The sequence below is a fragment of the Streptomyces sp. NPDC087263 genome (assembly GCF_044744645.1).
GTDB lineage: Bacteria > Actinomycetota > Actinomycetes > Streptomycetales > Streptomycetaceae > Streptomyces.
Genome location: NZ_JBIUYT010000003.1, coordinates 63,794 through 84,996 on the forward strand (window position 1 = coordinate 63,794; position 21,203 = coordinate 84,996).

Sequence of the window (21,203 nt, forward strand, 5' to 3'; positions counted from 1 at the left end):
AGCGCGGGCGGGTCCGCTCACCTCAGCTCACGCCGCCGTGCTCCGCAGGTGTGCCGGTACGGCCCACCACTGGTCCGGGCGGTCCACCACCACGGCGTTCGGGCCCGTCTCCAGGAACCGGTCGAGGCGCAGGAGGTATGCGGCGATGCCCGCCGCGCCCTGCATCCACGTCGTGCCGGGCGGCAACAGGGGAGGGTCCTGGCGGTATTCCACGAAGCGCCAGCGGGCACCCGCCTCGTCCCTGACCGCCCGCTCCACCAACGCGTCACCCATCCCGCGCGCCGCCTGTATCAGGGTCTCCGCTCGGGCCGTCCCTTCGCAGTCCTGCGCCGCGTCCAGCAGGATGTCTCCCACGCCCGCCGTTCCGCAGCAGCGGCCGTCGTTGTCCCAGAAGCCGGGGCGCAGGCGCCGCGGGACTCCCGAGGCGAGGATCGACGTCAGGCAGCGCTGCCGCAACTCGTCGACTCCGAAGCCCGCCACCTTGCTCACGCCCGCGTGCGACAGGGCCGAGAACAGGTGAGAGGTGCCCGACGGACCGTGGCACCACGTGTACGTCACCGGTTCCACCTCCCGCTTGGACGGCGGGATGGTGTGCGGGACGATGAAACCGCCGTCCTCCAACGAGCCCACGGACAGGACGTGTTGGGCTCCCTCCACCGCGGCCTCGACGAAGTCCTCCCGGCCGAGCGCCGCTCCGGCCACCGCCAGCGCCGAGGCCACCCCGGCGGTGCCGTGCGAGTAGTTCGGCGCCCGCCATGGCGTGCTCGCCCCGATACCCCAGTCCAGGCCCGCCTCCGTGCGGTGCGCCACCCGCAGCAGGGCCTCGCAGCCCGTCGCCGCGATCCCCTCCGCGAAGTCACCGCCCGCCCAGACCGCGGTCAGTACCACTCCCGCGGTGCCCATGATGATGTCGTTCAGGGGCGCGTCCGAATCCGGTTCGAACTTGACTGTGGTCTTCCAGCCTTCGGGGGTCGTCAGGGCGGAGAGCCGGCGCAGCGCGACCGATTCCCGGCCCGGGTCCAGCAGCTTCAGCGCCAGGACATCGCCCGCCAGCCCGTCGTACAGCGAGGGCTCCGTCTTGTCCTGCGCCAAGGCCGACAGCCTGGACACGATTCCGGCCGCCAGGCTCCGTTCCCGCTCGCTCAGCTCCCGGTACCGCGCGATCTCCGCCAGCACGGGAGCCAGGCCCGCGATGCCCGAGTACAGGGAGTCGCGGTCCTCCGTCGGCCCCTCGTCCTTGGCATCGTCCGGCACCGTCTCCGGCAGCCACGGCCCCTCGTCGTCCCGCACCTGGCCCAACACCCACGACCAGGCGGCCTCGCCCAGTTCCCGATAACCGCCGCTCACTGTCACTCCGCCACGCTACAGGTGGGGCGTCGTCCGGGATTCAGCGGTCACCACGGCCACGGGCACGGCGGGCCGGCTCGGTGTGCGTCAGGACCACTTCCACACCTGGTTGGTGCTGCCCGCGCATCCCCACGCCTGGACCTGCTGACCGTCCTGTCCTGAGGTGGCGGCCTCGGCGTCGAGGCAGAAGCCGTTCGGGACGCTGACGAGTGTGTTGCCGCCGGATGAGCCGGAGGTGCCGAGCCGCCACCTCTGGGTGCTCAGCCCGTTGCAGTTCCTTGCCTCGACCGTCTGGTCGGACACGTCGGCCGCGCCGGCGTCCAGGCAGCGGTGGCTACCCTGGTTGACGACGACGTACTGGGAGTCCTGTCCGGGCACCCGGTGCAGGGCCCACTGCTGAGTGGCCGTGCCCGTGCACGTCCAGACCTCCGCGTACACGCCTCCGGTGGTGACGTCGAGACACCTCGCGACCTGGACGGCGTTGACGCTCTCGGTCACGGCGAGTGTGCCGAACTTGACCGGGCCGGGCGGCTGACCGTAGAGAAGCGTCTTGGTCCGTGCGTCGACCTTGCCGTTGACGACCGTCCCGGCCTCGGTCTGGAAGACCTTCACCGCGGCGAGGGTGTCCGCGCCGAACTGCCCGTCGGCCGTCACGTGCAGGCCGTAGCCGACGAGGAGGAGCTGTAGGGCGCTGACGCAGTCGCCGTGGGCCCCGGAGACGATCTCGGCGGGGCACGCGTCGGACCGGATGTCGGGTGTCGACGGAGTCGGCGTCTCCTCGGCCGTCTGGTCTGCCTGGTCTGCCTGGTCGACGTCGTCGGCCTGCGAGGGCGAAGCCGTGGGCGGCGGCGAGTTGACCGGTGTCGTGGTCGGCGCTCCGGGCGGCGCCGAGGACGTCTGAGGCCAGGGACCGGCCGTCGGTGGGTCGGCGCCGTCCTGCAGCGCTGCCACGGTGATGCCTCCGGCGACGACGACGGCCGCCACCGCGGCGGCGCCCACGGCCAGCCTTCCGCGCTTCCTGGGGGCGGAGACGGCAGGGCTGCCGGGCACGGCGGGCGGCTCGGCGGGGGCGGGTGCGCGATTCCGGGTGAACCGGGGTGGGCTGCCGGCCGGAGCGGACAGTTGGTGCCCGATGGCGGTCCTGAACAGGGCCTCAGGCACCGGCCGTTGCTCGGGATCCTTGTCCAGACAGGTACGGATGAACGCGGCCAGTTCCGCGTCCACGGATTTCACCTTGTCTAGGGCTTCCTCCCGAGGCGGTTCGAAGGCCACCCGGTGCAGGACGTCGACGCCCGTACCCTCGCCGAACGGCGCCTGCCCCGCGACGGCGTAGGTGAGGGTGGAGGCCAGCGAGAAGATGTCGGAGGCGGCGGTCACCTCCCTGCCTCTGACCTGTTCCGGGGACATGTAGGCGGGGGTTCCCACGTTCTGACCCGTGGCGGTGATCGTGGTGCCGTCGGTGGTCTGGACGACGCCGAAGTCGATGACGCGGGCGCCGTCGGACCCCAGGATCACGTTGGACGGCTTGAGGTCGCGATGCACCAGCCCCACGCGCCAGATGGCCTCGATCGCACGGCCCACGTCGGCCAGCAGGCGCCATGCCGCCGCGGAGTCGATGGGGCCGCGCTCGCTGACGACTTCGGCGAGAGTGGGCCCGGGTATGTACTCGGTGGCGACCCAGACCAGGTCCTCGTCGCAGCCGCTGCCCATCAGCCGTACGACGTGCGCCCCCTTGACGCGGTCCAAGGCGCCGACCTCGCGCTCGAAGCGCTTCCGGAACAGCGGGTCCTCCGCGTACTCGGGCCGGATCACCTTGATCGCCGCCAGACCCGACCTGCCGGTGGTCTTCCGGCCCAGATAGACCCGGCCCATGCCACCGCTGCCGAGCACCGACTCCAACCTGTAGGGGCCCGCCTGCCTCGGATCGCTCTTCCGGAGCGGGACCACGGGTGGCGGCTCCATACCGGCTGCCGCATAGGCCATGGTTTCGGACCGGCTGAGGTCGAGATCTCGCATGGGGGTTCCCGGTCTCTGGCGTGTCGCGTGTGATCGCGAGACTAGCGCAGCACACCTGTGCGATAGGCGAGTTGGCCCGCTTCCGCGGCAAGAGGGATCTCCACGGCACCGGGTACGGCACCCGGCGGGGTGAGCGGCTGGTCGCGCGGGATCGCGGCTCCGGTGGCCGGGTCCTTGCGGTACTGGTTGATCGAGTTGCTCGTCGACCGTGGACGCGTTCTCCGTCCTACAGCATCCAGTTGCCCTGGGCCGGCGCTCGTCCCTGCGGCACTTTCTGATGGTCCGCCAGGCTGCCCAGCAGGGCCAGTCCGTGGGCCGAGGGGCTGTCCGGCTCGGCGTGGTAGACGAGCAGCATCAGGCCGCTGCTACCGGCGACGGCCAGCTTCTCCAGCCGGAGGTCCAGCGGTCCGAGCTGCGGATGGTCGATCAGGGCGGTGCCGCCGGACCGGGGACGGACATCGTGGCGTGCCCACAGGCGGCGGAATGTCTCGCTGTGTACGGACAGTTCACCGACCAGGGCTTCCAGCCGCGGGTCGTCCGCACTCGTACCGGCGTAGGAGCGCAGCCCGGCGGTCAGGCTCACCGTCAGGTCGTCCCAGTCCCGGTGCAGGTCACGGACGGCCGGGTTGAGGAACGTCTCGCGCAGCAGGTTGACGCCCTCGCGGTGGGCCGGGGAGAGGGCCTGGGCCGGTGGGTTGGCCACCCGGACATCGCCGACGGGGCCGATGACGAGCGCGGGTGACATGGTCCAGGACGCCACGAGCTGCCTGATGCCCGAGGGCACCGGCTCCGTACCGAAGGGCCTGCGCCTGAGTGGCGTGTGCGCGGCGAGCCGGTGCAGGTGGGCTGCGGCGTCGGCGTCGAGCCGCATCGCACCGGTGAGGGCGTCGACGACCTGGGCCGAGGGGTGACGGTCCCGGCCCTGTTCGAGCCGGATGTAGTACTCGGTGCTGATGCCGGCCAGCAGCGCCACTTCCGGGCGGCGCAGGCCGGGAACCCGCCTGCGGGACAGGTCGGGCAGCCCGAACTCCGCCGGATGCAGCTGCGCCCGCCGTGCGCGGAGGTACTCGCCGAGCGGGCCGGGGTCCTGGCCTCCCGGGCCCTGGCTTCCTTCCGATGCATCCATTCCACCAGCGTAAACAGTCGCCTCCTGGTGTGCGTAGCCCTGCGGCTACCACCCTTTGGTGGGACACGACACAGCGATGCTGCCTGTCTAGGCTGATCGTCATCTCGGTAGCCGGTCCCCAGCGCGCCGGGACGGACAAGGACGCGGAAAGGCGGCGCGACATGCCGACGACGACCCAGGACATCGATCTGAGCGAGCTCAGCGCCGGGCGTGGTGGTTCGCAAGGGCTGCGCGGCTACCTGGCGCGACCGTCGCAGGACGCACACGGCCCCGGGCCCTGGCCCGGTGTCGTGGTGGTGCACGAGGCCTTCGGGCTGGACGAGCAGGCCAAGGGACAGACGGAGCGTCTCGCCGCGGCGGGTTTTCTGACCCTCGCGGTGGACCTGTTCAGCGCGGGAGGTGTCCGCCGCTGTCTGGTGTCGACCATCCGCGCCCTGAACCGGGGCGAGGGGCGGGCCTTCACCGATATCGGCACCGGGCGTGAGTGGCTGGGCCGGTCGCCGGATCAGGCGGGCGGTATCGGAGTCATCGGGTTCTGTCTCGGCGGCGGCTTCGCCCTGCTGACCGCCGCCGGGTACGGCTTCGACGCCGCATCGGTCAACTACGGTTTTCCGCCGAAGGACTTGGACGCCCGGATCGCCGGCGCCTGCCCCGTGGTAGCCAGCTACGGCGGCCGGGACCGGCCACTGCGTGGCGCCGCCGCCACCCTGGAGACCGCCCTGACCGGTGCCGGGATCGTGCACGACGTGAAGGAGTACCCGGACGCCGGGCACAGCTTCCTCAACTCCGCACCCAATGGGCCACGCGTCCTGCGGCCACTGCTCAGGGTGGCGGGCATCGGGCCCGACCCCGCCGCGGCGGATGACGCCTGGCGTCGTATCGAGACCTTCTTCCACGCCCATCTCGAAGGAGGCTCATGAACGTGCAACGTACGTTCATGGCCGCGTCGGCGGCCGTCACCGTGGTCGCCTCACCGGTGATCGCCGGATCTGCCACCGCCGTCGACAGGGCGTGTGCCGACTTCGCCCGGGTCGCCTCGGGCCGCACCACTACCGTCGCGCAGCGGGCGCTGGGCGCCCCCGTGTACGACCAGGGGCACGGGACGAGCCGCCGGCACCGATCATGAGGAAGGCGTTCGGCCTCGCGGCCTCCGTCTCACGCGATGCGGAGGCTGCCGTATGGCCCGGCTGGGCGGCGGCGCCCGTATGCCGCGTCTTTCCTCCCGCCGTCCTTGCCGGAACGTGGAGGAGGGGCCGTCAGCCCGCCTCCGTGGTGGACGATCCGACCGCCGTCTCGGTCCTGCGGGAGGCCAACAGGGCCGAGAGCTCGCGCAGTTCGGCCTCCGCGCGCCCGGCCGGTACGCCGGCCGCGGTCAGCGCCGCGATCGCCGTCGCCGTGCCGTCGTCCTGCCAGGCACCGGAGTTGACGCTCTCCAGCAGTGCCAGGCACAGCGCCTCCAAGGCCGAACTCAGCACGGGCGGCGGGACGTTGGTGTGGAATGCGCCGTAGGACTGGCCGCGTTCCAGGATGGCGGTGACCGCCTCACGGGCGGGGGCCAGTACCTCGGAGACGCGTTCCGCGCCCAGGTCGCGTCGTGCCAGTCCGATCAGCATCCGATAGCGGTCGCCGACCGTCCAGATCGCCAGGACGAATCTGGCCAGGGCACGTTCGGGCGGCTCGCTCGGCGTGTCCGCTCGCTCGACCGCCTCGCGCACCGACTGCGACGCCTCTTCCGCCACCGCCTCCAGGAGCGCGAGGCGTCCCGGGAAGTGCCCGAACACGGTGCGCCGCACCACGCCGGTGGCCTGCGCGATCTCCTCGATCGTGGCGTCCGGGTTCTTGCCCAGCTCCTGCCGCGCGACGGTCAGGATGCGCTCGCGGTTGGCGCGGGCGTTGCGTCGACTGGGTTCGGGAGCGGCGGTCGTGGCCATGGCGGAACCTCGATGGTCGGTGCGTGCCCGGGCGGACGGATTCCGCAGGCACATGATCAATCACTCGCAATTCTGCGCATCACTGGGCAATCGGGCAATCCGCTGCCCGCCGCCCCCTGAGGTCGGAGGTCGCGTGCCCAGTCGTCCGCGGCCGGGAGAGGTCGTCAGCCTGGTCGTCCCCGACCCTCAGGGCTCACCTGCCTGGTCGTCCCCGACCCTCAGGGCTCAGCTGCCCGGCCGTCCCCGGTCGTCCCGGCCGTCAGGTGTCGCTCTCCGACGAGCCGTCCATCTTGAAGGTGACGTCGTGGCCCGACAGTCTTGCGGTGAGACCCGACGAGTTCGTGGAGAGGCTGTCCAGGGCAAGTCCGTGCGGGATGTTCTGCAGAGGGATCGGCCTGGCGAAGATGGCATTGATCAACTTCCGTGCAGAGTCGGGCAGTTGATCCGAATCGATGGTCAGATCCTCGAAGGCGATGCTGGTGGGTCCTCCCTTGGCGACCCTTGCGCTGACCTCGAACTGCCCCACCAGCGGCGCGTCCACGGTCGCGGCGACCCGCCCGGGCGTGGCACCCGCTTTCACCTCGATGCCCAGCGCGTCGGATATGTCGCGGTAGGTGACGAGTGCCGTCGCTGTGGTGGAGCCGGCCTGAGCGGTGTCCGCGTCCGAGTTCCGCTTGAGGTGCGTCATGTGGACGTTCAGCTCCGCCACGGCGATCGGGTTCGCCGAGTCCGCCGGGATGTCCTTCGCGGAGATGTCGACGCGGTCGAGAGTGCCGCGGGCCAGCTGAGGGATGACGGGGCGGCCTTGTATCTCGACCTGTGACGTGGCGCCGGTCGCGTCGTCGAAGGCCTGGGCGGTCTGCCACTCCGTGAACTTGAGTGCCGCGAAATCGGCGCCGACGGTCAGCAGCGGGATGGCCGCGAGCACCGGGACGATGACGCGGCGCCGTCGCCAGAACTGACGGGGGCGGCCGGTTGGGTCTGTGCTGGGCATCGGTGGCTTCCCCCTGCGTTGTAGCGCACGTACTTGCCAGTGACTGAGCAAGTTAGTTCACTGCTCGTATGTGTGCAAATGGATGGTGTGGGCTGGTGGAGGTCGGCCGTGGCCCGGCGGCGGAGTGGGTGCCGCCGGGCCACGGCTTTCGCGCCGCCCGGCCGGTGAGGCCGATGCGACTCCGGGGCCCTACAGCCTCGCCAGGCTTCGGATCCCGCTGCGCGCCCGTCCCCACAGGCGCGGGTTCCGGATAGGCGGTCATGCCCTGTACGTGGCGCGCTGCCGGAACCTGTCTCCATATTTGCACGGCGATGAGCAAGAAGCTAGTCTGCACATCACTGAGCAAGTAAGTGCTTTTGATCCATGAAGGAAGCTGGCATGCGTCTCTTTGTGTCGACCCCTGTCGACCGCATGAACGGTCCCTACTCGAAGCGGTGGTGGGCGCTGCTGGTCCTGTGCCTGAGCCTGTTGATCATCGTGATGGCGAACACCGCGCTGATCGTGGCCGCACCGGACATGACCCGTGACCTCGGCCTGGACAGCAGTGAGCTGCAGTGGGTCATCGACGCGTACACCGTTCCCTATGCGGCGCTGATGCTGCTGTTGGGCGCGGTGGGAGACAAGTACAGCCGTCGCGGCGCGCTCGTGCTCGGCCTCGCCGTCTTCGCGGGCGGCTCCGTGGCGGGCAGCCTGGTGGACTCCGCGAGCGCGGTCATCGTGGCCCGGGCTGTGATGGGAGTGGGCGCCGCGATGATCATGCCGGCGACGCTCTCCCTGCTGGTGGCGACCTTCCCCCGCAGCGAACGTGCGCGGGCGATCACCGCCTGGACCGCCACCTCGGGACTCGGTGTCGCCTTCGGCCCGCTCATCGCGGGCTGGCTCCTGGAGGACCATGCCTGGGGCTCGACCTTCCTCATCAACGTGCCGATCGCGCTCGCCGGAATCGTGGGGACCTTCCTGCTGGTTCCGCCGTCCCGCGCGCAGGGCATGGGCAGGATCGACCTGGTCGGCGGTCTGCTGTCGATCGTCGCCATCGGTGCGCTGGTCTACTCGATCATCGAGGGGCCGCACTTCGGATGGACCGCCGGCCCCATCGCCGCCGCTGTCGTCGCGGTCCTCGGCCTGCTCGCCTTCGTCCTCTGGGAACTCCGCCACCCGCACCCCGTGCTCGATGTGCGCAAGTTCCGCGACCGGACGTTCAGCGGTTCGACGATCGCGGTCCTGCTGTTCTTCCTCGGCACCTTCGGCGCCATCTACTACATCACCCAGCACCTGCAGTTCGTCCTGGGCTACAGCCCCCTCGAAACCGGGTTCCGGATGCTGCCGCTCGCCGGGGGCGTCTGCGTCGGTGCCGTGGTGACCGGGCGTCTCACACCGCGGCTCGGTCTGCGGACGATGGTCGTCACGGGCATGACCATCGGCACCATCGCGGTCCTCCTGCTGACGCAGGTCGACTCGGGCTCCACGTACAGCAGCTTCCTCGCCCCGTTCATCCTGCTCGGGTTCGCCGTCGGGCTCAGCGTCTCGCCCTGCACCGACACGATCATGGGCGCCTTCCCGGAGAACGAGCTGGGAGTGGGCGGCGGCGTCAACGACACCGCGCTCGAACTCGGCGGCTCGCTCGGCATCGCGATCCTCGGCTCCCTGCTGGCGACCTCGTACCGCGACAATCTGACGGACTCCGTGGGCAAGGCGCTGCCCCCTGAGGCGCTCGACATCGCACGTGACTCCATCGGCGGGGCGCTCGCCGTCGCCGAACAGATCGCCCAGAGTCCGGCGGCGGGTCCCGCCCAGGCACAGGCCCTCGTCTCGGCGGCCGACAGCGCGTTCTCCGACGCCCTGGCCACCACGAGCATCGTCGCCGCCGTCATCATGGGCGCCGGCACGCTGATCGTCCTCGCGCTGCTGCCCGGCCGCAAGAACAGGGCCCCGCTCGAATCGGCCCCGGAGAGCGAGAGCGACAGGACTCCCGTGGCGCTGGGCTGACGTTCCCCCGGATGGACTCCTCTCCTCGCGGTGGGCCGAGGGCGAGTCGACAGTGGGCGGAGAGCGCGGATCCGGGCTCTCCGCCCATCGGCGGGACTCACTGCGCGCAGCGGCCGAGCCCTTCGCCCCTCGGCGGAGACCGGTCCTTCACGTCCGGGAGCAAGCGTGTCCGTCTATCTGTTCCGCCTGGCCCGATGGGCGTTCCGGCGCCGCCGACTCGTCCTCGCCCTGTGGATCCTGGCGGCCGGGACCGCGATCACCCTCTCGGTCGTCGGCGGAGGCAAGACCGACAACACCTTCACGGTCCCCGGGACCGAGTCGCAGCGTGCCACCAACCTCCTCAAGGAGAAGCTGCCGGCGCTGAGCGGTGGCCAGACGCAGATCGTGTTCGCGACCCACGGGGACACCAAGGTCACCGACCCCTCCTACAAAGCCGGCATCGAGGCCTCGATCGAGGGGCTGAAGAAGGTGCCGCAAGTAGGCCTGGTCACCGACCCCTTCGCCTCGAAGGCGATCTCCAAGAACGGCAATGTCGCCCTCGGCTCGGTGCAGTACGACGCTCAGCCGACCGACGTGAAGGGATCGACCCTGGACGCGGTCAAGGCCGCCGTGGTCCCGGCGCGGAATGCGGGCGTGGACGTCGAGTACTCCGGAAGTGTCTACCCGGGCTGGAACCAGACGATCTCGGAACTGCCCGAACTCATCGGTCTGCTGGTCGCCTTCGTGATCCTGACGATCACGTTCGGAGCCTTCGTGGCCGCCGGGCTGCCGATCCTCACCGCCATTATCGGCCTGGTCGTCACCCTGATGAGCGTGTCCGCCCTGGCGTCGGTCATGACGATCGCCTCGACGTCGACGACCGTGGCCACGATGCTCGGCCTGTCCTGCGGCATCGACTACGGCCTGTTCATCCTGGCCCGGCACCGGAACAACCTGCTCACCGGCATGAGCATCGAGGACTCGGTCGCCCTGGCCGCCGGCACCTCGGGCAGCTCGGTCGTCTTCGCCGCGCTCACCGTGATGATCGCGCTCTGCGGGCTGGCCGTGGTCGGCATCCCGTTCCTCACCGTGATGGGGTTCGCCGCCGCGGGGGCCGTACTGATCGCCCTGCTCATCGCCCTGACGCTGATGCCCGCCATGCTGGGCTTCGCCGGGAACAAGGTGGCGAGTTTCATCCGTACGCCACTGCGCCCGGACCACCACGAGAACGTCGCCCAGATCGCGGCCAACGAGCCGGCAAGCACCTTCGGGGCCGGCTGGGCACGGTTCGTGGTGCGTTGGCGGCTGCCGCTGCTCATCGGCGGGGTCGCCTTCCTCGTGGTGCTCGCGCTGCCCGTCACCAGGATGGACCTGGGGCTGCCCGGCGCATCGTCGAAGCCGAAGAGCGACACCGCGCGCAAGGCCTACGACCTGACCACGGCCAACTTCGGCGCGGGCTTCAACGGCCCTCTCCTGGTGGTCGCCGACGGTGTTGCCGGCGACTCGGCGGCGACCCCGATCACCGACCGGCTGGCCAAGATCCCCGGCGTCGTGGCCGCCGCGCCGATGGCGGTGAACAACGGCGTCGCCGTCATCCGCGTGACCCCGAGCACCGGTCCCAACGACGACGCCACCACCGACCTCGTGAACGGCATCCGGGACGACCGGGCCGCGGTCGCGGGCGACTCAGGGGCCCAGATCCTGGTCGGCGGCACCACCGCCTCCAACATCGACGTGTCGAGCAAACTCTCCGCCGCGCTCCCGGTGTTCCTGGTCGTCGTGGTCGGCCTGGCGTTCCTTCTGCTGACGCTGGCCTTTCGCACGATTCTTGTGCCGATCAAGTCGATCATCGGGTTCCTGCTGTCGGTGGCCGCGGCGTTCGGCGCGCAGGTCGCGATGTTCCAATGGGGCTGGGGAGAGCACCTGTTCGGCATCACACCGAGCCAGACCATCAGCTTCCTGCCCCTGCTGATGCTCGCGATCATCTTCGGACTCTCCAGCGACTACGAGGTGTTCGTCGTCTCCCGGATCAAGGAGGACTTCACCAAGAACGGGGAGGCCGTCAGGGCGGTGGAGCGCGGCACCGGTCTGTCCGCGCGCGTGGTGACCGCCGCCGCACTGATCATGTTCAGCATCTTCGTGGCCTTCATGTTCACCGACGACCCGACCGTCAAAGCCATCGGCTTCAGCTTCGCCGTCGGTGTGCTCCTCGACGCGTTCGTGGTCCGGCTCACCCTGGTGCCCGCCGTCATGGCGATCGTCGGCGCGAAGATCTGGTACCACCCGAAGTGGTTCGCCACCTACATCCCCGACCTCGACATCGAGGGGGACCGTCTCCAGCACGAGTTCGAGGATCACGGCCCCGACCGGCCCTCGGACGAGCGGACGGCCCAGGTCTAGCGCCGCCGCCTTCGATCGAGGTCGGCGGCCACGCCGACAAGCAGCAACTGCCGCGACAGACACGGTCTGTCGCGGTTCTGCTGTGCCCTTCTCAACAGCAGTGAGCAACTATCTCTGCACAGACTGTGGACTCAACAACATCACCATGCAAATCTGCAATAACTGAACGCAAAAACTCGATTCTCGCTCTCTTGTGAGTCTTCCGCGTCCCCCGTGACGACACCGCTCAAGGGCAGGGGAACCATGAACAGACATCGTTGGAGAGGCCGCCTGCTGGCCGCTCTGCTGACCACCGCGCTGGCCCTCATAGGGCTCCCGGCGCTGACCACGACCGCGACCGCGGCCGGCGGACCCAACCTCGCCGCAGGCAAGACCGCCACCGCGAGCAGCGCCAATTCCGGCTACGGAGCCGCCAACCTCACGGACGGCAACGCCGCCACGTACTGGGAGAGTTCGGGATCGAGCTTCCCCCAGTGGGCACAGACCGACCTCGGCACCAGCGTCCGCGTGGACGAGGTGGTCCTGAAGCTCCCCGGCTCCTGGGAGAGCCGCAACCAGACGCTCGCCGTGCAGGGCAGCGCCGACGGCACCAGCTTCGAGACCATCAAGACCTCGGCGTCGTACGCCTTCACGCCGGGCGCCGCCAACACGGTGACCATCTCGTTCCCGGCCACCCAGACCCGCTTCGTGCGCGTCAACATCACCGCGAACAGCGGATGGACGGCCGCGCAGCTCTCCGAACTCGAGGTCCACGGCGCGACCGACTCCTCCGGGAACCTGGCCGCCGGCAAGCAGTTCACCGCAAGCAGCTCCACACAGACGTACATCGCGGCGAACGCGGGCGACGGCAACCGGGCCAGCTACTGGGAGAGCAGCAACAACGCTCTTCCGCAGTGGATCCAGGTCGACCTCGGCGCATCCGTACGCGTCGACCGCGTGACGCTGCGGCTGCCGACCAACTGGGGTGCGCGCACCCAGACCCTCAAGCTCCAGGGCAGCACCACCGGTTCGGACTTCAGCGACCTCACCGCCTCGCAGGCACTCGCCTTCAACGCGACGAACGACCAGTCGCAGACCCTGAGCTTCAACGCCACCACCACGCGCTACGTCCGGGTCCTCGTCACGGCCAACACGGGTCAACCCGCGGGCCAACTCGCGGAGTTGGAGGTCTACGGGCCGACCACCGGTGACACCCAGGCACCCACAGCGCCCACCGCGCTGGCCTACACCCAACCCGCCACCGGGCAGATCAGGTTGACGTGGACGGCCGCCACCGACAACGTCGGCGTCACCGGCTACGACATCTACGCCAACGGCGTGCTGCGCGCCTCGGTGGACGGTGCTGCCACGACGTACACCGACACCCAGCCCGCCTCGGCGACCGTCGCCTACTACGTGCGGGCCAAGGACGCGGCGGGCAACCAGTCCGCCAACAGCAACACGGTTACCCGCACGGGAGATTCGGGCGACGTGCAGGCCCCGACCGCACCCGCCGGCCTGGCCTTCACGGAGGCCACCAGCGGTCAGGTCAAGCTCACCTGGCAGGCGTCCACCGACAACGTGGCGGTCACCGGCTACGACGTCTACGCCAACGGCACGCTGCGCCAGAGTGTCGCCGGCACCGTCTTGACCTACACGGACACCCAGACCGCGTCGGCCACGGTGACGTACTACGTGCGGGCGAAGGACGCGGCGGGCAACCAGTCCGCCAACAGCAGCACCGTCACCCGCAACGGCTCCACGACCGATGACGCGAACCTCGCCGTCGGCAAGGAGATCACGGCGTCGTCCTCCGTCTACACGTTCGTCGCGACGAACGCCAACGACGACAAGACCAGCACGTATTGGGAGGGCGGTGCGGGCTACCCGAACAGCCTGACCGTGAAGCTCGGCGCCAACGCCGACGTCAACACCGTTGTCCTGAAGCTGAGTCCGGACGCCGCCTGGGCCACGCGGACCCAGCGGATCCAGGTGCTCGGCCGGGAGCAGAACGCCACCGCGTTCACCAGCCTGGTCGCCGCGCAGGACTACACGTTCAACCCGACGAGCGCCAACACGGTGCGGATCGCTGTCACGGGCCGCATCGCGGACGTCCAGCTCGTGTTCACCGCCAACTCGGGCGCTCCCGCCGGACAGGTCGCCGAGTTCCAGGTCCTGGGCACACCCGCCCCGAACCCGGACCTCCAGGTCACCGGCATCACCTCGGCCCCGGCCAGTCCGGTCGAGTCCGACGCCGTGAAGCTGACGGCGACCGTGCGCAACGCGGGCACGGAAGCGTCGGCCGCCACCGACGTCCAGTTCCAGCTGGGCGGCACCAAGGTCGGCACCGCGGCCGTCGGCGCGCTCGCCGTGGGCGCCTCGGCGACGGTCACCGCCGACATCGGCGCTCGCGAGGCCGGCACCTACCAGGTCAGCGCGATCGCCGACCCGGACAACAAGGTCATCGAACAGAACGAGGCCAACAACTCCTACACCAGCCCCACCGCCCTGGTCGTCAAGCCGGTGTCCAGCTCCGACCTGGTGGCCTCCCCCGTCAGCTGGTCGCCGAGCTCGCCCGGCGAGGGTGACACGGTCACCTTCTCCGCCACCCTGAAGAACCAGGGCACGGTGGCCACCGCAACAGGCAGCCACGGCATCACCCTCACCGTGCTCGACGCCTCCGGCGCGACGGTGAAGACCCTCACCGGCGCCTACAGCGGCGCGATCGCGGCGGGCGCCACCGCCGCCCCGGTGAACCTGGGCACCTGGACCGCGGGCAACGGCAAGTTCACCGTGAAGACGGTGATCGACCCCGACGCCAACGAACTCGAGGTCAAGCGCGCCAACAACACCAGCAGTCAGTCGCTGTTCGTCGGCCGCGGCGCCAGCATGCCGTTCGACAACTACGAGGCCGAGGACGGCACCGTGGGCGGCGGCGCCCAGACGGTCGGACCCAACCGCACCGTCGGCGACATCGCCGGCGAGGCCTCGGGCCGCAAGGCCGTCACGCTCAACAACACCGGCAACTACGTGGAATGGACCACCAAGGCCAGCACCAACACCCTGGTGACCCGCTTCTCCATCCCGGACTCCGCGTCCGGCGGCGGAACCAACTCCACGCTGAACGTCTACGTCAACGGCACGTTGCTCAAAGCCATCGACCTGACGTCCAAGTACGCCTGGCTGTACGGGGCGGAGGCCGGCCCCGGCAACTCGCCGAGCTCGGGTGCGCCCCGGCACATCTACGACGAGGCGAACCTGCTGCTCGGCCAGACCGTCCCGGCCGGCAGCAAGATCCGGCTCCAGAAGGACGCCGCGAACTCCTCCACCTACGCGATCGACTTCGTGAGCCTGGAGCAGGTTACGGCGACCCCCAACCCGGACCCGGCGACGTACGTCGTGCCGACCGGGTTCGCACACCAGGACGTGCAGAACGCGCTCGACAAGGTGCGCATGGATACCACGGGCACGCTCGTCGGCGTCTATCTGCCGGCCGGTGACTACGAGACGTCGAGCAAGTTCCAGGTGTACGGCAAGGCGGTCAAGGTCGTCGGCGCCGGGCCCTGGTTCACGCGCTTCCGCGCACCGTCCTCGCAGGAGAACACCGACATCGGCTTCCGGGCCGACGGGACCGCGAAGGGGTCGTCGTTCGCGAACTTCGCGTACTTCGGCAACTACACCTCCCGCATCGACGGTCCTGGCAAGGTGTTCGACTTCTCAGGCGTTTCCGACATCACCATCGACAACATCTGGAACGAACACATGGTGTGCCTCTACTGGGGCGCCAACACCGACAACATCACCATCAAGAACTCGCGGATCCGCGACATGTTCGCCGACGGTGTCAACATGACCAACGGCAGCACGGACAACCACGTCGTCAACAACGAGGCGCGGGCCACCGGCGACGACAGCTTCGCGCTGTTCTCCGCGATCGACGCGGGCGGGGCCGACGAGAAGAACAACATCTTCGAGAATCTCACGACCATCCTGACGTGGCGCGCGGCGGGCATTGCCGTCTACGGCGGCTTCAACAACACCTTCCGCAACATCCACATCGCCGACACCCTGGTCTACTCCGGAATCACCGTCAGCTCGCTGGACTTCGGTTACCCGATGAACGGCTTCGGGACGGAACCGACGACCCTGGAGAACATCTCGATCGTCCGCGCGGGCGGCCATTTCTGGGGAGCGCAGACCTTCCCCGGCATCTGGATGTTCTCCGCGTCGAAGGTCTTCCAGGGAATCCGCGTCAACAACGTCGACATCGTCGATCCGACGTACAGCGGCATCATGTTCCAGACCAACTACGTGGGAGGACAGCCTCAGTTCCCGATCAAGGACACCATCCTCACGGACGTGACGATCTCCGGCGCGCACAAGAGCGGCGACGCCTACGACGCGAAGTCCGGGTTCGGCCTGTGGGCCAATGAGTTGCCGGAGGCCGGCCAAGGGCCCGCCGTCGGTGAAGTCACCTTCCACAACCTGAAGTTGAGCGACAACGCGCTGGACGTGAAGAACACGACGTCCACGTTCAAGATCAACCTGTTGCCCTAGCGCACTCAGTGCGCCGAGGGCCTGGCATGACCGGGTGGCGGGGCTTCCGGGCCCCGCCACCCGGGTCGTTCACCAGGCGACGGGCAGTTCGTGGACGCCGTAGACGCCCATGTCGGTACGGAAGCGAACCTCGTCCAGTGGCTGGTCGATGCGCAGTCCGGGGAAGCGCCGCAGCAGGGCGGGGTAGGCGAGTTGCAGTTCCATCCGGGCGAGGTTCTGGCCGAGGCACTGGTGGGTCCCGGTACCGAAGGCGAGATGGCGACGGGCCTGCGGCCTGTCCACATCCAAGCGGTCGGGATCCTCGAAGATCTCAGGATCCCGGTTACCGATCTCGGCGGCGCAGATCACGCCGTCACCCGCACGGATGATCTGCCCGTCGATCCAGATGTCCTCCAGAGCCACACGGCGCCGTCCCAGGTGCACGACGGTCAGGTACCGCAGCAGTTCCTCCACGGCCCCCGCGACACGTGCCGGACTTCCGTCGCGTACCGCGGCCAGCTGATCGGGGTGCTGGAGGAGCGTGGCGGTGCCGAGCGCGATCATGTTGGCGGTCGTCTCATGACCCGCCACCAGCAACAGCAAGGCCTGCTTGGCGCACTCCTCACGCGTGCTGACACCGGTCCGCAGGTACTGCGTGGCCATGCGGCTGAGCAGATCGTCGGTCGGGCGGTCGGCCTTGCCCGCGACCAGGTTGCCCAGGTAGTCGAGCAGTTCCCGCGTGGCGGCGACAGCATCCTGCGGGGTGCTCCGGGTATTGACCAGGACGGCACTGGTGCGCTGGAAGAACTCGTGGTCCTCGTACGGGACGCCCAGCAGTTCGCAGATCACCAGCGAGGGGAGCGGCAGCGCGAACGCGGTGACCAGATCGACCGGCGGACCGGCCTTCTCCATCGCGTCCAGCAGCTCCGTGATGATTTCCCCGATACGCGGCCGCAGCGACTCGATGCGCTTGACGGTGAAGTCCGCCGTGAACCGGCGTCGCTGCTCGCTGTGCTCGGGATCATCCATGGAGATGAACGTCTGGCTCTCGGCGATCTGCGCCTGGGCGCCGGCGCTGGAGAAGGGGAAGCCGGATTGTGTGATGTCCGAACTGATCCGCTCGTCGCGCAGCAACGTGACCTGGTCCGCGTGGCGGGTCACCAGCCAGGCGATCTGTCCGTTCCACAGGCTGACGCGGGACACCGGCGCCTCCTCGAGCAGCCGGGCGCGCTCGGGGGGAGGGTCGAAGGGGCAACCGGGCGCGCGCGTTGTGCTGTAGGCAGGCGGTGCGGTGGGGGTCTCGGTCATCGCTTTCCTTCCGGAGTGGGGGGTATGCGTGGTCGGATCGGTGTCAGGAGAGGGTGATCGCCGCCGCAGGACAGATGTCGGCTGCCTCCTGGACCGCGGCGTGCAGCCCGGCCGGCGGCTGGTGGTCCAGGACGACGACGATCCCGTCCTCGTCGCGCTGGTCGAAGACCTCGGGGGCCGCCAGTACGCACTGGCCGGCTGCGCAGCATTTGTCGGTGTCCACGGTGATCTGCATGTCTCAACTCCTCGGGGAGAACGCCACAACGACTTTGCCATTACTTACCTTAAGTAAATTGACTCATATGGAGGCTAGCGCTCCGCTCGGCGGCGGACAACCGGGAGCTGCGTGTAGAGGGCACATTTCTGGCCACGGGCGCAGCGGTGCGTGTTGCATCATCGGTGGGTGGAACTCTCCGAACCCTCCGACCGCACGGCGCTGGGCAGTCTGCAAGCAGCCCTGTCCGCGCTGTCCTACGCCATGAGCGGCAATCAGACCCACGCGCGGTTGCGCCGAGAGTCGGGTGTCACCATCGACCGCGCCTCGCTTGCCGTGCTCCGAGTGCTCTCGGCGTCACCGTCGCCCTTGCTGCTGCGGGAACTCGCGGAAGCGCTGATGGTGAAAGCCCCGCACGTCACCAGGGAGGTCCGCCGCCTGGAAGAACTGGGCCTCGTGGAAACCACCCGCGAACCCGGCGACCAGCGAGCACGCCGGGTCGCCCCCACCGAAGATGGCCGAGAAGCGGTGGCCCGCACCGAGACGACGGGTGGGCAGTGGCTCGCTGAGGCGCTGAGCGGCTTCTCGGCGAGTGACGTGCGTATCACGGCAGCCGTCATCGACCGGATCGTCGATGCCTATCGGCATCCTTGATCTGCGACCGCCGAGAGGCTGCCGGAGTGGAAGGGCGGGTGTCGGCGGGGTGGTTGGAGTCCAACGCCGGGTGTCGGCGGGGTGGTTGGAGTGGAAGGGCGGGTGTCGGCGGGGCGGTTGGAGTCCAACGCCGGGTGTCGGCGGGGTGGTTGGAGTGGAAGGGCGGGTGCCGGCGGGCTCATCGGAGCTGAACGCTGGGCGCCCGTGTGGCCGTCGGAGTCGAACGCTGGGCGCCCGTGTGGCCGTCGGAGTCGACCGCCGGGTGCCCGCGGGGCCGTCGGAGTCGAACTCCGTGTGCCCGCGGGGCCGTCGGAGTCGAACTCCGTGTGCCCGAGAGCGTCTTCGGCGGTGCCCGCGACCGTATACACGGCGTTGAAGTCGTTGCAAAGATCTCCCTCAGGGGCCTTGACACGGGTTCACCATGGCAAACACTCTGTTCCCCGGTCGAAGTTAGGAATGTTTCCTAATCGTCGGCTTGAGTCGGTCGCCCCTGGCCAAGTCCCCCCACGTCCCCCGGAGTCGTCCCCATGCAAGAGTCCCGTGCGGATACGTCCCCCCACCCCACCGGCAGCCACAGGCGGCGCACCCGCCGTCTTCTGACCCTCTCGGTGGTTGCGGCCGCGGCAGTGGGCGGCCTTGCCTTCGCGACCTTGCCGGGGTCCGCCTCGGCTGCCGCCGCCGTCCGCACGGTCAGCGTCTCCACCGCCTCGCAGCTCACCGCGGCGCTGGCCGACGCCAAGGCGGGCGACACCATTCAGCTCGCCGACGGCGTGTACGAGGGGCAGTTCAAGGCCACCGCGGACGGCACCTCGACCTCCGCGATCACGCTGACCGGAAGCAGCAAGGCCGTGCTGAAGTCGAACGGCGGCAACGGCTACGGCCTGTGGCTCAGCTCCGCGCCCTACTGGAAGGTCACGGGAATCACCGTCGACAACTCCGTCAAGGGCATCGTGCTGGACGCCTCCCCGCACGCCACCCTCACCGACGTGCACGTCCACGACATCGGCTACGAAGCCGTCCACTTCCGCTCGGGCAGCGACCACGGCATCATCCAGAACTCCAACATCCACGACGTCGGCACCACCGAGCCCTCGTACGGCGAAGGCGTCTACATAGGCTCCGCCAACAGCAACTGGAGCCAGTACGCCGGCCCCACCGGCGTCGACGCCTCCGACTACGTCCAGGTCCTCAACAACAAGATCGGCCCCAATGTCGCCGCCGAGGGCATCGACATCAAGGAAGGCACCAAGGGCGGCACGATCCGCGGCAACACCCTCGACGGAACCGGCGAGAAGAACCAGAACTCCGGCGACTCCACGATCGACGTCAAGGGCGACAACTACGTCATCGACGCGAACACCGTGTCCACCCCGTACACCGACGGCTTCCAGGTCCACAACGTCTACGACCCCTACGGCTGCGGCAACAAGTTCACCAGCAACAAGTTCACCCTCGGCTCCGCGCCCGGTTACGGCATCAACGTCACCGACAACAGCGGTTGCGCCACCAAGAACACCGTGGCGTCCTCCAACACCTCCAGCGGCGGCAAGAGCCTGACGAACATCACCGTCAGCGGGTGACACCGCTCCAACGGGTGGCCCCTGCCGCCGTGTCGGTGGCCCGGCGTCAGCGGCCGGCGGCCAGCGCGGCCTCGAAGCGGGCCACCCACTGGGCGGTTCGGTCCAGATAGGCCGTCTCGGCGCGTGCGCCACGCCGTCCGTAGGCGCCCTCGTAGGAGAGGTAGTCGAGGGTGCCCGGCGTACGCGCCGTCGCCGGTTCGATCTGGGTGCCCTCGTGCCACTCGTTGAACGAGGTGATGCTCACCCAGTCCGGCGGGGCGTCACCGTGGCCGCTCTCCAGCGCGTACTCCCACTCCAGGTCGTAGGTGCGGCCGTCGGCGCGGTCCAGCGTCGGGGTCGTGTTGCCGGGGACCGCCCGGTCATCCAGGTAGCCGGGGCCGAGCGAGGGAGCCCACACCATGCCGCGCTCGGCGCAGAACGCGGCGACCCCGGTCCAGTCGGGGCGGTTGGCGGTCGCGATGGCGTCGTAGGTGTAGACGCCGCCGAAGTCACCGATGCGGGACAGATCCCAGGTCTGCCCCATGACGATCGCGATGTCGTCGACCTCGTGCAGCGCCGACCAGTCCACGGTGAGCAGACTGTTGAACACGTAGTACGCGCACCGGTCGCCGTACGCCGCGGCGCGGTGGAAGGCGGGGTGATCGCCGTGGAGGCCGGTCAGATAGCGGATGTCCGCGACCACGGAAGTGGCGTCACGGCCCTGGTACGGCTCGATGTGCCAGGCGACCTGGATCCCCTCGGCGGCGGCCGCGTCCAGGACGACGGGCGCCATCCGGTCCTCGTAACTGCCCTGCCCCCACCAGCTGCTGACCAGCACGCCGATGCCTGCCCGCCGCAGCCAGCGCATGTGCCGGGCGACCGCGCCGCGCAGGTCGCCGGAGTCGTAGGCGCCGAGCACCGGGAAGTAGTTGGCGCTGATGTTGTCGGGCGGAGTGAGCTCGCCCTGCTGCCAGTGCCGCCACTCGCCGTTCACCTTTGGGGATCCGTACCAGGGGTAGTAGAAGATGTGCGCGTTCGCGGAGACGCCCCTGGGTCGTATGGAGGCCGAGGCGGTGGGTGCCGTACCGGCGGCAAGCGCGGCGGCGCCGACGGCCGCTCCGCCCGCGAGTAACCCTCTTCGGGACAGGGAACCGGGGTACCGGGGAACGTTCAT

At 69.3% G+C, this 21,203-nt stretch carries 15 protein-coding genes; 7 read left to right on the forward strand and 8 right to left on the reverse strand.

All coding sequences use genetic code 11. The features are described 5' to 3' along the window. Positions 1 to 27: 27 nt before the first annotated feature. From ACIPC1_RS09645 to ACIPC1_RS09655, 3 genes are all read right to left on the reverse strand, one after another. Positions 28 to 1,353, reverse strand: coding sequence for a lanthionine synthetase LanC family protein (locus ACIPC1_RS09645; RefSeq protein ID WP_402515006.1), 1,326 nt, complete (start codon positions 1,351 to 1,353; stop codon positions 28 to 30). Between the two features lie 81 nt (positions 1,354 to 1,434). Then, positions 1,435 to 3,363: a protein kinase gene (locus ACIPC1_RS09650; RefSeq protein WP_402515007.1), complete on the reverse strand. Its 1,929-nt coding sequence runs from the start codon at positions 3,361 to 3,363 to the stop codon at positions 1,435 to 1,437. A 226-nt stretch (positions 3,364 to 3,589) separates the two neighbouring features. Then, on the reverse strand, positions 3,590 to 4,489 hold the full coding sequence (locus ACIPC1_RS09655) for a helix-turn-helix domain-containing protein (protein ID WP_402515009.1): 900 nt from the start codon (positions 4,487 to 4,489) through the stop codon (positions 3,590 to 3,592). Positions 4,490 to 4,650: 161 nt separating this feature from the next. On the opposite strand from ACIPC1_RS09655, the gene ACIPC1_RS09660 reads away from it, so the two are divergent. Further along, positions 4,651 to 5,409 (forward strand): dienelactone hydrolase family protein, encoded by a 759-nt coding sequence (locus ACIPC1_RS09660; RefSeq protein WP_402515012.1) that lies wholly within the window; start codon positions 4,651 to 4,653, stop codon positions 5,407 to 5,409. Continuing rightward, a complete protein-coding gene (locus ACIPC1_RS09665; protein WP_402515013.1) occupies positions 5,406 to 5,615 on the forward strand; it encodes a hypothetical protein in 210 nt (69 codons plus the stop codon). Before ACIPC1_RS09660 ends, ACIPC1_RS09665 begins: the two co-directional genes overlap by 4 nt. A gap of 130 nt (positions 5,616 to 5,745) precedes the next feature. Here the strand turns inward: ACIPC1_RS09665 and ACIPC1_RS09670 are convergent, their stop codons facing one another. Further along, positions 5,746 to 6,420: a TetR/AcrR family transcriptional regulator gene (locus ACIPC1_RS09670; protein ID WP_402515015.1), complete on the reverse strand. Its 675-nt coding sequence runs from the start codon at positions 6,418 to 6,420 to the stop codon at positions 5,746 to 5,748. Positions 6,421 to 6,679: 259 nt separating this feature from the next. Further along, positions 6,680 to 7,414: a DUF2993 domain-containing protein gene (locus tag ACIPC1_RS09675; protein WP_402515017.1), complete on the reverse strand. Its 735-nt coding sequence runs from the start codon at positions 7,412 to 7,414 to the stop codon at positions 6,680 to 6,682. A gap of 378 nt (positions 7,415 to 7,792) precedes the next feature. Here ACIPC1_RS09675 and ACIPC1_RS09680 point away from each other — a divergent pair, with 378 nt between their 5' ends. From ACIPC1_RS09680 to ACIPC1_RS09690, 3 genes are all read left to right on the forward strand, one after another. Then, entirely contained in the window at positions 7,793 to 9,400 is a 1,608-nt protein-coding gene (locus tag ACIPC1_RS09680; protein ID WP_402515019.1) for an MFS transporter, read from the forward strand. Positions 9,401 to 9,565: 165 nt separating this feature from the next. Then, complete coding sequence (locus ACIPC1_RS09685; RefSeq protein ID WP_402515022.1) at positions 9,566 to 11,779, forward strand: MMPL family transporter; 2,214 nt, start codon at positions 9,566 to 9,568, stop codon at positions 11,777 to 11,779. Between the two features lie 243 nt (positions 11,780 to 12,022). Beyond that, positions 12,023 to 16,315 carry a discoidin domain-containing protein gene (locus tag ACIPC1_RS09690; RefSeq protein WP_402515023.1) on the forward strand — a complete coding sequence of 1,431 codons (4,293 nt, stop codon included), beginning with the start codon at positions 12,023 to 12,025 and terminating at the stop codon, positions 16,313 to 16,315. Between the two features lie 69 nt (positions 16,316 to 16,384). Here ACIPC1_RS09690 and ACIPC1_RS09695 read toward each other — a convergent pair whose 3' ends face one another. Both ACIPC1_RS09695 and ACIPC1_RS09700 read right to left on the reverse strand, forming a co-directional pair. Continuing rightward, on the reverse strand, positions 16,385 to 17,602 hold the full coding sequence (locus ACIPC1_RS09695) for a cytochrome P450 (RefSeq protein ID WP_402515025.1): 1,218 nt from the start codon (positions 17,600 to 17,602) through the stop codon (positions 16,385 to 16,387). 43 nt (positions 17,603 to 17,645) lie between these two features. Further along, entirely contained in the window at positions 17,646 to 17,837 is a 192-nt protein-coding gene (locus ACIPC1_RS09700) for a ferredoxin (RefSeq protein WP_402515027.1), read from the reverse strand. A gap of 168 nt (positions 17,838 to 18,005) precedes the next feature. Between ACIPC1_RS09700 and ACIPC1_RS09705 the strand changes: the two genes are divergently transcribed. Together ACIPC1_RS09705 and ACIPC1_RS09710 are read left to right on the forward strand one after the other, a co-directional pair. Next, entirely contained in the window at positions 18,006 to 18,470 is a 465-nt protein-coding gene (locus ACIPC1_RS09705; protein WP_402515029.1) for a MarR family winged helix-turn-helix transcriptional regulator, read from the forward strand. Between the two features lie 527 nt (positions 18,471 to 18,997). Then, entirely contained in the window at positions 18,998 to 20,050 is a 1,053-nt protein-coding gene (locus ACIPC1_RS09710) for a sheath polysaccharide-degrading enzyme (RefSeq protein ID WP_402515032.1), read from the forward strand. 46 nt (positions 20,051 to 20,096) lie between these two features. On the opposite strand, the gene ACIPC1_RS09715 is transcribed toward ACIPC1_RS09710, so the two are convergent. Continuing rightward, positions 20,097 to 21,203 (reverse strand): glycoside hydrolase family 99 protein, encoded by a 1,107-nt coding sequence (locus tag ACIPC1_RS09715; RefSeq protein ID WP_402515033.1) that lies wholly within the window; start codon positions 21,201 to 21,203, stop codon positions 20,097 to 20,099.

Bases quoted from the DNA above. Each gene is read 5' to 3' on its own strand.
- ACIPC1_RS09650 (WP_402515007.1), bottom strand. From the start codon at position 3,363: ATGCGAGATCTCGACCTCAGCCGGTCCGAAACCATGGCCTATGCGGCA.
- ACIPC1_RS09655 (WP_402515009.1), bottom strand. From the start codon at position 4,489: ATGGATGCATCGGAAGGAAGCCAGGGCCCGGGAGGCCAGGACCCCGGC.
- ACIPC1_RS09660 (WP_402515012.1), top strand. From the start codon at position 4,651: ATGCCGACGACGACCCAGGACATCGATCTGAGCGAGCTCAGCGCCGGG.
- ACIPC1_RS09665 (WP_402515013.1), top strand. From the start codon at position 5,406: ATGAACGTGCAACGTACGTTCATGGCCGCGTCGGCGGCCGTCACCGTG.
- ACIPC1_RS09670 (WP_402515015.1), bottom strand. From the start codon at position 6,420: ATGGCCACGACCGCCGCTCCCGAACCCAGTCGACGCAACGCCCGCGCC.
- ACIPC1_RS09675 (WP_402515017.1), bottom strand. From the start codon at position 7,414: ATGCCCAGCACAGACCCAACCGGCCGCCCCCGTCAGTTCTGGCGACGG.
- ACIPC1_RS09680 (WP_402515019.1), top strand. From the start codon at position 7,793: ATGCGTCTCTTTGTGTCGACCCCTGTCGACCGCATGAACGGTCCCTAC.
- ACIPC1_RS09690 (WP_402515023.1), top strand. From the start codon at position 12,023: ATGAACAGACATCGTTGGAGAGGCCGCCTGCTGGCCGCTCTGCTGACC.
- ACIPC1_RS09695 (WP_402515025.1), bottom strand. From the start codon at position 17,602: ATGACCGAGACCCCCACCGCACCGCCTGCCTACAGCACAACGCGCGCG.
- ACIPC1_RS09700 (WP_402515027.1), bottom strand. From the start codon at position 17,837: ATGCAGATCACCGTGGACACCGACAAATGCTGCGCAGCCGGCCAGTGC.
- ACIPC1_RS09710 (WP_402515032.1), top strand. From the start codon at position 18,998: ATGCAAGAGTCCCGTGCGGATACGTCCCCCCACCCCACCGGCAGCCAC.
- ACIPC1_RS09715 (WP_402515033.1), bottom strand. From the start codon at position 21,203: ATGAACGTTCCCCGGTACCCCGGTTCCCTGTCCCGAAGAGGGTTACTC.